The sequence below is a fragment of the Streptomyces sp. NPDC088147 genome (assembly GCF_044741565.1).
Classification (GTDB): Bacteria; Actinomycetota; Actinomycetes; order Streptomycetales; family Streptomycetaceae; genus Streptomyces.
This window is the reverse complement of the sequence record NZ_JBIUSY010000001.1, coordinates 310,039-325,619: the sequence shown is the minus strand read 5'-3', so window position 1 is coordinate 325,619 and position 15,581 is coordinate 310,039. Positions and strand designations below refer to the sequence as shown.

1 protein-coding gene is annotated in these 15,581 nt (G+C 73.2%); it reads left to right on the top strand.

Going from position 1 to position 15,581, the window contains the following annotated elements:
• The first annotated feature begins 1 nt into the window (after window position 1).
• A complete protein-coding gene (locus ACIOGX_RS01475) occupies window positions 2-15,574 on the top strand; it encodes an SDR family NAD(P)-dependent oxidoreductase (protein ID WP_401909248.1) in 15,573 nt (5,190 codons plus the stop codon).
• The last annotated feature ends 7 nt before the right edge of the window (window positions 15,575-15,581 follow it).

Genomic DNA, 15,581 nt, shown 5'->3' with positions numbered 1-15,581 from the left:
AATGAACTCGCCTGAAGGGTCGGAACACATGTCGAACGAGGAGAAGTACCTCGACTACCTCCGGCGGGCCACCGTGGACCTGCAGGAGGCGCGCGGCAAGCTGCGCGAATACGAGGAGCGGGACGTCGAGCCGATCGCCATCGTCGGCATGAGCTGCCGGTTCCCCGGTGGCGTACGGTCGCCGGAGGACCTGTGGCGGCTCGTGCTGGACGGCAAGGACACCGTCTCCGAGTTCCCCACCGACCGGGGGTGGGACCTGGAGGCACTCTTCGACGACGACCCCGACCGGCAGGGGACCTGCTACGCCCGTGAGGGCGCCTTCATCTATGACGTCCCGGACTTCGACCCCGCCTTCTTCGGGATCTCGCCGCGTGAGGCCGCGGCGATGGACCCGCAGCAGCGGTTACTCCTGGAGACGTCGTGGGAGGCGTTCGAGCGGGCGGGCATCGACCCGCACACGCTGCGCGGCAGCAGGACGGGCGTGTTCGTCGGCACCAACGGCCAGGACTACGCGGCACGCGTGTTCACCGGCGTGCCGGACGGCTATGAGGGCTACATCGGCACCGGCAACGCGGCGAGCATCATCTCGGGGCGCATCTCCTACACGTTCGGTTTCGAAGGCCCCGCGCTGACCGTCGACACCGCCTGCTCGTCGTCCCTCGTCGCCATGCACCTCGCGGTGCACGCACTGCGGCACGAGGACTCCCCGATCGCGATCGCGGGCGGCGTCACCGTGATGTCGACGCCGGGCGTGTTCATCGACTTCAGCCGCCAGCGGGGCCTGGCCCCGAACGGCCGGTGCAAGGCGTTCGCCGACGGCGCCGACGGCACCGGTTGGGGCGAGGGCGTCGGGATGCTGGTGCTGGAGCGGCTCTCGGACGCGCAGCGCAACGGGCACCCCGTACTGGCGGTGATCCGCGGCTCGGCGGTGAACCAGGACGGCGCGTCGAACGGGCTGACGGCACCCAACGGGCCGTCCCAGCGGCGGGTGATCCGGCAGGCGCTGGCGAGCGCCCGGCTCTCCGCGGCGCAGGTCGACGCGGTCGAGGCGCACGGCACCGGCACGAAGCTGGGTGACCCGATCGAGGCGCAGGCGCTGCTGGCGACGTACGGTCAGGGCAGGCCCGCCGACCGGCCGTTGTGGCTGGGATCGGTGAAGTCGAACATCGGTCACACGCAGGCCGCGGCCGGTGTCGCCGGTGTGATCAAGATGGTCATGGCGATGCGGCACGGTGTGCTGCCCCAGACGCTGCACGTGGACGAGCCGTCGTCGCACGTGGACTGGTCCGCCGGTGCCGTGGAACTGCTGACGGAGGCACGGCCGTGGCCGGAGACGGGCCAGCCGTGGCGGGCCGGTGTGTCGTCGTTCGGTGTCAGTGGCACGAACGCGCACGTCATCTTCGAGCAGGCCCCCGTGGTCGAGCGGGAGGAAGCCTCCGACCAGGCCCCCGCACAGGCCACCGAGCAGGCCCGCGACGGGCTGATGCCGTGGGTGCTGTCGGCCAGGAGCGCGGAAGCGCTGCGGGAGCAGGCCGCGCGGCTCACGTCCTTCGTGGACGAAGCGCCGGATCTCACCCTGGCCGACGTGGGCCGCACACTGGTGTCCTCGCGGGCGCTGCTGGAACACCGTGCGGTGGTGGTCGGCGCCGACCGGTCCGAGTTCCTGGCCGCGCTGGCGGCCGTGGCCGACGGTCAGCCGAGTGGCGCCGTGGTCAGGGGAGTCGCCGACGAACCCGGACAGGTGGGTTTCCTGTTCTCGGGTCAGGGGTCGCAGAAGCTCGGGATGGGCCGTGAACTGTCCGCCCGTTTCCCGGTGTTCGCGGAAGCGTTGGACGCCGTGCTGGGTGAGTTCGACCCGCGGGTGCGCGAGGTCCTGTTCGGCGAGGACGCCGACGCGCTGAACGAGACGGGTGTGACGCAGCCGGCGCTGTTCGCCGTTGAGGTGGCGTTGTTCCGGCTGCTGGAGTCGTGGGGTGTGCGCCCCGACATGCTGGCGGGCCACTCGATCGGTGAGCTGGCCGCCGCGCACGTGTCCGGTGTGTGGTCGCTGGCGGACGCCGTCAAGGCGGTGTCGGCGCGTGGTGCGCTGATGCAGGCGCTGCCGTCGGGTGGTGCGATGGTGGCGGTCCAGGCTTCTGAAGCCGAGGTTGCCGCCGATCTGCCGGAGACCGTGGGCATCGCGGCGGTGAACGGTCCGACGTCGGTGGTCGTCTCGGGTGTTGCCGCCGATGTGGAGGCGGTCGCGGAGCGGTGGCGTGAGGCGGGGCGGAAGGTGTCCCGGCTGCGGGTCAGCCATGCGTTCCACTCGCCGCTGATGGAGCCGATGCTCGGGGAGTTCCGCCGGGTGCTGGAGTCGGTGGCCTTCCAGGAGCCGGCCATCCCGATCGTGTCGACGCTGACCGGTGCGCGGGCGAGCGCGGAGGAGTTGGCCTCGCCGGAGTACTGGGTGCGGCACGTACGCGAGTCGGTGCGGTTCGCCGATGCTGTCGGCACGCTCGTGGACGAGGGTGTGGGCACGTTCGTCGAGGTCGGTCCGGGTGGGACGCTGTCGGCGCTGGGCCAGGAGTCCGCGCCGGACGCGGTCTTCGTACCGGTGCTGCGTGGTGACCGTCCGGAGGCCGTGGCCGCCACCACGGCCGCGGGCCAGCTGCATGTACGCGGTGTCCGGGTGGACTGGGCACCCTTCTTCGACGGCCGTGGCGCCCGGTGGCTGGACCTGCCGACGTACGCGTTCCAGCGCGAGCGCTACTGGCTCGACCCCGTGCCGCAGACCGGTGACGTCACCGCGGCCGGGCTCGGTCCCGCCGAGCACCCGCTGCTGGGCGCCGCCGTCGCCCTCGGCGGCATGGACGGTGTGCTGCTCACCGGCCGCCTGTCGGTCCAGACCCACCCGTGGCTGGCCGATCACGCGATCATGGGTTCGGTGCTGCTGCCCGGTACGGCGTTCGTCGAGCTGGCGGTGCGCGCGGGTGACCAGGTCGGCTGCGACCTGGTCGAGGAGCTGACGCTGGAAGCGCCGCTCGTCCTGCCCGAGAACGGCTCGATGCGGGTACAGGTGTGGGTCGGTGCCGAGGACTCGTCGGGCCGGCGCGAGCTGACCTTCCACTCCAGTGCGGGTGACGCGGAGGACGGCCGTACATGGACCCGGCACGCCACCGGTGTGCTGCGCCAGGGCGGCCGGTCCGTGGAGCCCGTCCTGGTCGAGTGGCCGCCGGCGGGCGCCGAGGCCGTGGACCTGGACGGCTACTACGACCGTATGGCCGCGGGCGGTTTCGGCTACGGACCGGTCTTCCAGGGCCTGCGGTCGCTGTGGCGCGGCGGGGACGAGATGTTCGCCGAGGTGGCCCTGCCGGACGGGGTGGGTGCGGACGGATTCGGTCTGCACCCGGCGCTGCTGGACGCGACGCTGCACGCCATTGGGCTGATGGGCGATGCCGACGCTCCCGGCAGGCTGCCGTTCGCGTGGTCGGGTGTACGGCTGCACGCTTCGGGCGCGACCGTTCTGCGGGTGCGGTTGTCGCCCGCCGGGGCGGACGGGGTGGCGTTGGCGGTCGCGGACGGCACCGGCGCGCCGGTGGCCACGATCGACTCGCTGGTGCTGCGCCCGGCCGCGCCGGACCAGGTCGCCGCCGACGACCGGGGCGACGCGCTGTTCGGCGTCGACTGGACGGCCGTTCCCCTGCCCGACGGTGACGCTCCCACGACCGAGTGGAGCGATCTGGAGGCGCTGGCGAGGTCGGCGGAACTGCCCGACTTCGTCGTTCTGCCGTGCCCGATCACCTCCGCGTCCGACCCGGTCGCCGGCGCCCACGAGGCGGCGCACTGGGCACTGAACACGGTGCAGAACTGGCTCACCGACGAGCGGTTCGACGCGTCACGCCTGGCCATCGTGACCAGTGGCGCGATCGCGACCACGGCCGACGAGGACGTGCGGAACCTCGCGCACGCCACGGTGTGGGGCCTGGTGCGGTCCGCGCAGTCGGAGAACCCGGACAGGATCGTCCTGGTCGACATCGACGACGAGGCGGCCTCGCTCGACGCGCTCCCGTCCGTGCTGGCCACGGGAGAGCCGCAACTCGCCGTACGGTCCGGCGCCGCCAGCGCGCCACGCCTGGCCAGGGTCCGGCGCTCCGTGGTGGACGATCCCGGGTTCGGTTCCGATGCGGTGCTGGTCACCGGCGCGACGGGCACGCTCGGCGGCCTCGTCGCCCGGCATCTGGTCGCGGAGCGGGGTGTACGGAACCTGCTGCTGGTCAGCAGGCGTGGTGCCGCGGCCGAGGGCGCGGAGGAGCTGCGCGCTGAACTGGTCGCGCTGGGTGCCGAGGTGGCGTTCGCGGCGTGTGACGTGGCTGACCGGGAGGCCGTCGCCGGCCTGCTGGCCGGCCATCGGATCTCGGCCGTGGTGCACACCGCCGGTGTTCTGGACGACGCCACGATCGGCTCGCTGACGGCGGAGCGGATCGATGGTGTGTTCCGTCCGAAGGTCGACGCGGCCTGGCATCTGCACGAGCTGACCCGCGACCTGGACCTTTCCGCGTTCGTCCTGTTCTCGTCCGCCGCCGGTGTGTTCGGCGGCCCCGGCCAGGGCAACTACGCCTCGGCGAACACCTTCCTGGACGCGCTGGCACAGCACCGCCGGGCCACCGGTCTGGCCGCCACGTCGCTGGCATGGGGTCTGTGGGCCACGGCCAGCGGTATCACCGGCCAACTCGACGAGGCCGACGTACGACGGATCACCAGCGGCGGCATGATCCCGCTCGGCTCCGCCGAAGGCCTCGCGCTGTTCGACGCGGCGAACTCCACGGGGCGCGCCGCACTGGTGCCGATCCCCATGGACCTGGCCGTACTGCACCGGCAGGCGCGCTCCCACCCCGTACCGTACCTCCTGCGTGGCCTGGTGCGCGGCACGGTACGCAGGACCGCCGAATCCGGGTCCGCGGCGGCCGGGTCCGCGCTCGCGCAGTCACTGGCGGGCCTGACCGAGGCCGAACGTGAGAAGGCTCTGCTCGACCTCGTCCGCACGCACGCCGCCACGGTGCTCGGTCACAGCTCGGCGCATGCCGTCGCGCCCGACCGCGCGTTCAGGGAGCTGGGCTTCGACTCGCTCAGCTCCGTCGAACTGCGCAACCACCTCAACGCGGCGACCGAGCTGCGTCTGCCCGCCACGCTGGTCTTCGACTACCCGACACCCGCCGCGCTCGCCGCCTTCGTCGGCACCGAGCTCGCGGGGGCGCCCGTCGTCGCGGCGCCCACCCGTACGGCCGTGACCGTGACCGACGAGCCGATCGCGCTCGTCGGTATGAGCTGCCGCTTCCCCGGCGGGGTGAGCTCGCCCGAGGACCTGTGGCGGCTCGTGCTGGACGGTGCCGACGCCATCAGCGAGTTCCCCGGCAACCGTGGCTGGGACCTGGACGCGCTGTACGACCCGGACCCCGACCACACCGGCACCTCCTACACCCGCGAGGGCGGGTTCCTGCACGACGCCGACCAGTTCGACCCGGCGTTCTTCGGGATCTCGCCGCGCGAGGCGCTGGCCATGGACCCGCAGCAGCGACTGCTGCTGGAGACCTCCTGGGAAGCCTTCGAGCGGGCCGGCATCGACCCGGACTCGGTACGGGGCAGCGCGATCGGCGTGTTCGCGGGCGTGATGTACCACGACTACGTATCGCGGCTGCGTTCCGTCCCGGACGGCGTCGAGGGCTACCTCGGCACCGGCGGGTCCGGCAGCGTCGCGTCCGGCCGTGTCGCCTACGCGCTGGGCCTGGAGGGGCCCGCCGTCACCGTCGACACCGCCTGTTCCTCGTCGCTGGTCGCCCTGCACTGGGCGGTGCAGGCGCTGCGCCAGGGGGAGTGCACGATGGCGCTGGCCGGCGGTGTCGCCGTGATGGCGACCCCCGGCACGTTCGTCGACTTCAGCCGTCAGCGCGGCCTCGCCGCCGACGGACGGTGCAAGTCGTTCTCCGACAGCGCCGACGGCACCGGCTGGGGTGAGGGCGCCGGCATGCTGCTGGTGGAGCGGCTGTCGGACGCCCGGCGCAACGGGCACCCGGTCCTGGCGGTGATCCGTGGTTCCGCGGTGAACCAGGACGGTGCCTCGAACGGTCTGACCGCGCCGAACGGCCCCTCGCAGCAGCGGGTCATCCGCCAGGCTCTGGCGAGCGCGGGCCTGGCCCCGTCCGATGTGGACGCGGTCGAGGCGCACGGCACCGGCACCACGCTCGGCGACCCCATCGAGGCGCAGGCGCTGCTGGCCACGTACGGCAAGGACCGCGAGGGCGAGCCGCTGTGGCTCGGCTCGATCAAGTCGAACATCGGCCACACGCAGGCCGCGGCCGGTGTCGCGGGCGTCATCAAGATGGTCATGGCGATGCGGCACGGTGTGCTGCCGCGGACGCTGCACGTCGGCGAGCCCTCGACGAAGGTGGACTGGTCCTCGAACGCCGTCGAGCTGCTGACGGAGGCCCGGCCGTGGCCGGAGAGCGGTCGCCTGCGCCGGGCCGGTGTGTCGTCGTTCGGTGTGAGCGGCACGAACGCGCACACCATCATCGAGTACGTGCCGGGCGAGGACCATCTCCCGGCCCCCGTTGACGGCGTTGTGCCGTGGCTGCTGTCCGCGCGGAGCGCCGAGGCGTTGCGGGATCAGGCGATCCGGCTGCGGGAGCATGTCGCGGGCGAGCCGGGGACCGGTCTGCTGGACGTCGGCTACTCGCTGGCGACGACGCGCTCGGCCTTCGGCCACAGGGCGGTCGTCCTCGGCGACGACCGCGAGACACTGCTGGACGGGCTCACCGCTCTGGCCGAGGGACGGCCGTCCTCCGGCCTGATCGCGGGACCCGTTGCCGTGGGCGGTGTGGGTTTCCTGTTCTCGGGGCAGGGCTCGCAGCGGCTGGGCATGGGGCGTGAACTGTCCGCGCGTTTCCCGGTGTTCGCGGAAGCGCTGGACGTGGTGCTGGGTGAGTTCGATCCGGCGGTCCGTGAGGTGTTGTTCGGTGAGGATGCCGACGCGCTGAACGAGACGGGTGTGACGCAGCCGGCGTTGTTCGCGGTCGAGGTCGCGCTGTTCCGCCTGCTGGAGTCGTGGGGCGTCCGGCCCGACGTGCTGGCCGGGCACTCGATCGGCGAGCTGGCCGCGGCCCATGTGGCGGGCGTGTGGTCGCTCGCCGACGCCGCCAAGGTGGTCTCGGCGCGCGCCGGGCTGATGCAGGCGGTGCCCAAGGGCGGTGCGATGGTCGCGATCCGGGCGACCGAGGCCGAGGTCGCCGCCGACCTGCCGGAGACCGTGGGCATCGCCGCGGTCAACGGTCCGGACTCGGTGGTCGTCTCCGGTGTCGCCGCCGACGCCGAGGCGGTCGCCGAGCGGTGGCGCGAGGCGGGGCGCAAGGTCTCCCGTCTCCGGGTCAGCCACGCGTTCCACTCGCCGCTGATGGACCCGATGCTGGACGACTTCCGCCGGGTCCTGGAAGGCGTGTCGTACGAGGCGGCCACGATCCCGATCGTGTCGACGCTGACCGGCGCGCGGGCCACCGCCGAGGAGCTGGCCTCACCGGAGTACTGGGTGCGGCACGTACGCGAGTCCGTGCGGTTCGCCGACGCCGTCTCCACGCTCGCGGACGAGGACATCGCCACGTTCGTCGAGATCGGTCCCGGCGGGACGCTGTCGGCACTGGGCCAGGAGTCCGCGCCCGACGCGGCCTTCGTACCCGTGCTGCGGGCCGACCGGCCGGAGGAGCCCGCGCTGATCGCCGCCGTGGCAGAGATGTGCGCGCGGGGCGTGCGGGTGGACTGGGAGGCATTCTTCGCCGGTCGTGGCGCGCGGCGGGTGGACCTGCCGACGTACGCGTTCCAGTACCAGCGCTACTGGCTGGACACCGGAGTGGGTGCAGGCGATCTGGACGCCGCGGGGCTCGGCTCGGCCGACCACCCGCTGCTCGGCGCGTTCGTCGACACGGCCGACTCGGACGGGCAGCTCTTCACCGGCCGGTTGTCGGTGGAGTCCCACCCGTGGCTGGCCGATCACATGATCCAGGGTTCGGTGCTGCTGCCCGGTACGGCGTTCGTCGAGCTGGCGATCCGTGCGGGGGACCAGGTCGGGTGCGACCTGGTGGAGGAGCTGACGCTGGAGGCGCCGCTGGTGCTGCCCGAGCGTGGTGGTGTGCGGGTGCAGGTGGGGGTCGGTGTGCCGGACGAGTCCGGCCGGCGCTCCATAACGGTGCACGCGCGGGACGACGAGGGTGAGGTGTGGGTCCGGCACGCGAGTGGCGTGCTGGCGGAGGGTGCCGAGGCGCCGTCGGCCGATGGCGGTGTCTGGCCGCCCGCCGGGGCGGAGGCCGTGGACCTGGCCGGGTTCTATGACGGTATGGCCGATGGCGGCTTCGGCTATGGGCCGGTGTTCCAGGGTCTGCGGTCGGCGTGGCGCAAGGGCGGCGAGGTGTTCGCCGAGGTCGCGCTGCCGGACGGGGCGGAAGCGGACGGATTTGGTCTGCATCCCGCCTTGCTGGACGCGTCGCTGCACGCCGTCGGGCTGATGGGTGAGGCGGATGCTCCTGGTGGGTTGCCGTTCGCGTGGTCGGGTGTGCGGTTGCACGCCTCGGGTGCGACCGTCCTGCGGGTGCGGCTGGCACGTGCGGGGTCGGACGGGGTGTCGTTGGCGGTCGCGGACGGCTCCGGTGCTCCGGTGGCCACGATCGACTCGCTCGTACTGCGCCCCGTCTCGACGGCGCTGACGCGGCAGGGCTGGGAGTCGCTGTTCCGGCTGGACTGGGTGCCTGCCACGGCGTCGGCCGGGAGCGCCGGTTCGGTGGCGGAGTTCGCGGACTGGGCGGCGGTGCGTTCGGCCCTGGACGCGAGGGAGTCGCTGCCGGAGAACGTGGTGGTGCGGTGCGCCGCCTCCGAGAACCCGGACGCGGTGCGCGGCCAGGTACTGACCGCTCTGGAACTGGTCCAGGGCTGGCTGGCCGACGACCGGTGCGCGGCGTCACGGCTGGCCCTGGTCACCAGCGGCGCCGTGGCGGTCGGCGCCGGGGACGACGTACCGGATCCGGCGTCGGCCGCGGTGTGGGGTCTGGTGCGGACGGCGCAGACGGAGAACCCCGATCGCTTCGTCCTGCTGGACATCGACGACGAGGACGGCTGGCGGCCGGCGCTCGCGACCGGGGAACCCCAGGCCGTCGTACGGGACGGCAGGGTGTTCGTGGCCCGCCTGGCGCGGGTGCGCCCGGAGGCGGGCGCCGACCCGGCGTTCGGGCCGGACAGTTCGGTCCTGGTGACCGGCGCCTCCGGTGCGCTGGGCGGTCTGGTCGCCCGGCACCTCGTCGCCCGGCACGGGGTCGGGCGGCTGGTGCTGGCGAGCAGGCGCGGGATGGCGGCGGAGGGCGCCGAGGAACTGCGCGACGAACTGATCGCGGGGGGAGCCGAGGTCGCCGTGGCCGCCTGTGACGTCGCGGACCGGGACGCGCTGGCCGCGCTGCTGGCCGAGCACCCCGTGACGGCGGTCGTGCACACCGCCGGTGTGCTGGACGACGCCACGGTCGGCTCGCTGACCCCGGATCAGGTCGACGCGGTGTTCCGGCCCAAGGTCGACGCCGCCCGGCATCTGCACGAGCTGACCCGTGGCCTGGACCTGTCGGCGTTCGTGCTGTTCTCCTCGGTCGCGGGCACGCTCGGCGCGCCCGGCCAGGCCAACTACTCGGCGGCCAACGCGTTCCTCGACGCGCTCGCCCAGCGGCGGCGCGCCGCCGGGCTGCCCGCCACATCGCTGGCATGGGGCCTGTGGGCCGACGGCATGGGTGCCCGGGTGGCGCAGTCCGACGCGAACGGTCTGTCCTCCGAGGAGGGCGTCGCGCTGTTCGACGCCGCGGTCTCCGGGACCGATGCGGTTGTCGTGCCGATGCGGCTCGACCTGCGGACCGTACGGGAACTCCCGCTGGTGCCCCCGGTGCTGAGCGGCCTGGTACGGACAACGGGCCGCAAGACGGCGGGGAACGGGGCCGACCCGGCCGGGGCGCTCCGCGACCGGCTGGCACCGCTGGCCGAGGACGAGCGCGAGCGGGTGCTGCTGGAACTCGTCCGTACGCAGGCCGCCGTGGTGCTCGGGCACGCCGGGCCGGCGGCGGTCGCGTCCGGCCAGGCGTTCACCGAGCTGGGCTTCGACTCGCTGACCGCCGTCGACCTGCGCAACCGGCTCACCATGGCGACCGGGCTGCGTCTGCCCGCCACGCTGGTCTTCGACTACCCGACCCCCGCGGCGCTCGCCGCGTTCGTCGGCGCCGAGTTCGCGGGCGCGCCGGTCGCCGCGGCGACGGTCTCCACGGCCGTGGCCGTGACCGACGAGCCGATCGCGATCGTCGGCATGAGCTGCCGCTACCCCGGTGGCGTCCGCTCGCCGGAGGACCTGTGGCGGCTGGTCGCCGACGGCGCCGAAGGGATCACGCTGTTCCCGACCGAGCGCGGATGGGACATGGACGCGCTCTACGACCCCTCGGGCGAACGGGTCGGCAGCTCCTACACCCGCGAGGGCGGCTTCCTGCACGACGCCGACCTGTTCGACCCGGCGTTCTTCGGGATCAGCCCCCGCGAGGCACTGGCCATGGACCCGCAGCACCGGCTGCTGCTGGAGACCTCCTGGGTGGCGTTCGAGCGGGCGGGCATCGACCCCAGGTCGCTGCGGGGCAGCGCCACCGGCGTGTTCGCCGGTGTGATGTACCACGACTACGCCTCCCAGCTGTATGGCGTGCCGAAGAGCGTCGAGGGCTATCTCGGCACGGGCAACGCGGGCAGTGTCGCGTCCGGCCGTGTGTCCTACACGTTCGGCCTCGAAGGCCCCGCGATGACCGTGGACACGGCGTGCTCGTCGTCGCTCGTCGCGCTGCACCTGGCGGCGCAGGCACTGCGCTCGGGTGAGTGCTCGCTCGCGCTCGCCGGTGGTGTCACCGTGATGTCGACGCCCGCCGCGTTCATCGACTTCAGCCGCCAGCAGGGCCTGTCGCCGGACGGCCGGTGCCGCTCGTTCTCCGCCGACGCCAACGGGACCGGCTGGGGCGAGGGCGTCGGGATGCTGGTGCTGGAGCGGCTCTCGGACGCCCGGCGCAACGGACACCCGGTCCTCGCGGTGATCCGCGGCTCCGCGGTGAACCAGGACGGCGCGTCCAACGGGCTGACCGCCCCCAACGGGCCGTCGCAGCAGCGGGTCATCCGGCAGGCGCTGGCCGGCGCGGGTCTGGCGCCGTCCGATGTGGACGCCGTCGAGGCACACGGCACCGGTACGACCCTGGGCGACCCGATCGAGGCGCAGTCGCTGCTCGCCACCTACGGACGGGACCGGAAGGGCGAGCCGCTGTGGCTGGGCTCGCTGAAGTCCAACATCGGCCACACGCAGGCCGCCGCGGGCGTGGGCGGCGTCATCAAGATGGTGATGGCGCTGCGGCACGGTGTGCTGCCGCGGACGCTGCACGCCGATGAGCGCTCCCCGCACGTCGACTGGTCGGCGGGCGCCGTGGAACTGCTGACCGAGGCACGGCCGTGGCCCGAGGCGGACCGGCCCCGGCGTGCCGGTGTGTCGTCCTTCGGCTTCAGCGGCACCAACGCGCACGTCATCATCGAGTCCACGTCGGATGACGACGACGCGCCGCGGGCCGACGAGGCGCCGCTCGGTCCGTGGCTGGTGTCCGGCCGCACCGAGAGCGCCCTGCGCGACCAGGCGGTACGGCTGCGCGACCACCTGACCGCGCGGCCCGGCCTCGACCCGGCGGAGGTCGCCCGCGCGCTGGCGACCTCGCGTGCCGGATTCGAGCATCGACTCGCCGTCGTCGGCCGGGACCTGGCCGACCTGGTGGCCGGGCTCACCGACGCCGTCGAGGGACGGCCGGGTGGCGGGGACGTACGCGGTGTCGCCGACGAGCACCGGGTCGGTTTCCTGTTCTCCGGTCAGGGCTCGCAGCGGCTGGGCATGGGTCGTGAACTGTCCGCGCGTTTCCCGGTGTTCGCGGAAGCCCTGGACGCGGTGCTGGGTGAGTTCGACCCGGCGGTCCGTGAGGTGTTGTTCGGTGAGGATGCCGACGCGCTGAACGAGACCGGGGTGACGCAGCCGGCGTTGTTCGCGGTCGAGGTCGCGCTGTTCCGCCTGCTGGAGTCGTGGGGCGTCCGGCCGGACGTGCTGGCCGGGCACTCGATCGGTGAACTGGCCGCGGCCCATGTGGCGGGCGTGTGGTCGCTCGCCGACGCCGCCAAGGTGGTCGCGGCGCGCGGTGCGCTGATGCAGGCCCTGCCGTCGGGTGGCGCGATGGTGGCCATTCAGGCGGCCGAGGCCGAGGTCGCGCCCGACGTGTCGGAGACCGTGGGGATCGCCGCGGTCAACAGCCCGGCGTCGGTCGTCCTCTCCGGTGTCGCCGAGGATGTGGAGGCGGTCGCCGAGCGGTGGCGTGAGGCGGGCCGGAAGGTGACGCGGCTGCGGGTGAGCCACGCGTTCCACTCGCCGCTGATGGACCCGATGCTGGACGAGTTCCGCGCGGTGCTGGAGGGCGTGTCGTACGGGGCGCCCGCGATACCGGCCGTGTCCACACTGACGGGCGGGCCGGCCTCCGCGGAGGAATGGGGTTCGCCGGAGTACTGGGTGCGGCACGTACGGGAGTCCGTACGGTTCGCCGACGCCGTGTCCGGCATGGACGCGGACGTCCTCGTCGAGATCGGACCCGGCGGTGTGCTGTCGGCACTGGGACAGGAGTCCCTGCCGGACGCGGCTTTCGTACCGGTGCTGCGCGGCGACCGGGCGGAGGACGGCGCCCTGATGACCGCGCTCGCCGAGCTGCATGTGCGCGGCGTGCGCGTCGACTGGGACGCCTACTTCCGGGGTACCGGCCGCGGCGTCGACCTGCCGACGTACGCCTTCCAGTACCAGCGGTTCTGGCCCGACACGAGCCTGCGGCCCGCGACCGACGCGACCGGGCTCGGGCTCGGTTCCGCCGATCACCCGCTGCTGGGCGCGGCGGTCACCCTGGCCGACGAGGACACCGTCCTCCTCACGGGCAGGCTCTCCCTGGCCACCCACCCGTGGCTGGCCGATCACGCGGTCCAGGGCTCGGTGCTGCTGCCCGGAACGGCCTTCCTCGAGTTGGCGGTGCGTGCGGGTGACCAGGCCGGGTGCGACCTGGTGGAGGAGCTGACGCTGGAGGCGCCGCTCGTCCTGGCCGAGAACGGCTCGGTGCTCGTGCAGGTGCGCGTGGGTGTGCCGGACGAGTCGGACCGGCGTCCTGTCACGGTGCACGCGCGGGACGAAGCCGGTGAGCTCTGGGTCCGGCACGCGAGTGGCGTGCTGGCGGAGGGCGCCGAGGCGCCGCCGGCCGATGGCGGTGTCTGGCCGCCCGCCGGGGCGGAGGCCCTGGACCTGGACGGGCTGTACGACCGTATGGCCGATGGCGGTTTCGGTTACGGGCCGGTGTTCCAGGGTCTGCGGTCGGCGTGGCGCAAGGGCGGTGAGGTGTTCGCCGAGGTCGCGCTGCCGGAGGACGTGACGGTGGACGGCTTCGGTCTGCATCCGGCGCTGCTGGACGCGTCGCTGCATGCCATCGGGCTGATGGGTGAGGCGGATGCTCCTGGTGGGTTGCCGTTCTCGTGGTCGGGTGTGCGATTGCACGCCTCGGGTGCGACCGTCCTGCGGGTGCGGCTGGCGCGTACGGGGTCGGACGGGGTGTCGTTGGCGGTCGCGGACGGCTCCGGCGCTCCGGTGGCCACGATCGACTCGCTCGTACTGCGCGCGGTAACGGCGGGTTCGCTGGGGTCGGCGCGCAGGCACGAATCGCTGTTCCGGCTGGACTGGGTGCCTGCCACGGCGTCGGCCGGGAGCGCCGGTTCGGTGGCGGAGTTCGCGGACTGGGCGGCGGTGCGTTCGGCCCTGGACGCCGGGGAGTCGCTGCCGGAGAACGTGGTGGTGCGGTGCGCCGAGTCCCGCGACATGGACGCGGGTGTGGTGCGCCGGGAGGTGCTGACGGCTCTGGAGCTGGTGCGGGGCTGGCTGGCCGACGACCGGTGCGCGGCGTCACGGCTGGTGCTGGTGACGCGTGGTGCGGTGGCGGTCGGTGCCGGGGACGACGTACCGGATCTGGCGTCGGCCGCGGTGTGGGGTCTGGTGCGGACGGCGCAGACGGAGAACCCGGATCGCTTCGTCCTGGTGGACGTCGACGACGAGGACAGCTGGAAGTCGGCCATCACCAGCTCGGAACCCGAGCTGGCCGTGCGTGCCGGTGAACCGTTCGCGCCGAGGCTCGTGCGGGCCCGTCCGGCGGAATCGGAGGGTTCGGGTTCGGGCTCGGGCTTCGACGAGGGGCCGGTGCTGGTGACCGGTGCGAGCGGGATGCTCGGTGGGCTGGTGGCGCGGCATCTGGTCGTACAGCACGGGGTGCGGCGGCTGGTGCTGGCGAGCCGGCGTGGCCAGGTGGGCGCACTGCACGACGAGTTGACGGATCTCGGCGCCGAGGTCACCGCCGTCGCCTGTGACGTGGCGGACCGGGACGCGGTGGCGGCGCTGCTCGCCGAGCACCCCGTGACGGCGCTCGTACATGTGGCGGGAGTCCTGGACGACGGTGTGATCGGGTCGATGACGCCGGAACGGATCGACACCGTGTTCCGGCCCAAGGTCGACGCGGCGTGGAACCTGCACGAGCTGACCCGTGATCTGGACCTGTCGGCGTTCGTGCTGTTCTCGTCGGCGGCGGGCACGCTGGGCACGCCCGGCCAGGCCAACTACGCCTCGGCCAACGCGTTCCTCGACGCGCTCGCCCAGCACCGGCGCGCCGGCGGGCTGCCCGCCACGTCGCTGGCGTGGGGCCTGTGGGCCGGGGAGGACGGCATGGGCGCCCGGCTGGCCGAGACCGGGACCGCGGGCCTGTCCGCGGAGGAAGGCCTGGAGCTGTTCGACGCCGGGGTCGGCGGGGCGGACCCGGTCGTCGTGCCGATGCGGCTCGACCTGCGGGCCCTACGGGAACTCCCGGTGGTGCCAACACTGTTCAGCGGTCTGGTGCGGACGACGACCCGCAGGGCGGCGGAGACCGGGGCCGACCCCGCCGCCGCGCTGCGGGACCGGCTCGCGGCGCTGCCGAAGAGCGAGCGGACCTCCGCCCTGGTGGACCTGGTGTGCGCGCACGTCGCGGCCGTACTGGCGCTCCCCGGTCCCGAGGCGGTCGACGAGCGGCGCGCGTTCACCGAGCTGGGCTTCGACTCGCTGACCGCCGTCGACCTGCGCAACCGGCTCAACGCCGCCACCGGGCTGCGTCTGCCCGCCACTCTGATATTCGACCATCCGAACCCGCTCGACCTGGTCGGCCACCTCGTGGACACGCTCGTCGTCGACGAACCCGTCGGAGTGGCTCCGCTGCTCGCCGAGCTGAGCCGTATCGAGGCGAGCCTCGCCTCGATCAAGCCCGGCGACGACGAGGACGACCGCGTCGGCGCCCGACTGTCGGCGTTGCTGGCGGTGTGGCGCGACGGTCGTGCCGACACCACCGAACAGGCGGCCGACGACCTCGACGACGCGACGGACGACGAGGTGTTCGACCTGCTCGGAAAAGAATTCGGCATTTCCTGACCCGCCC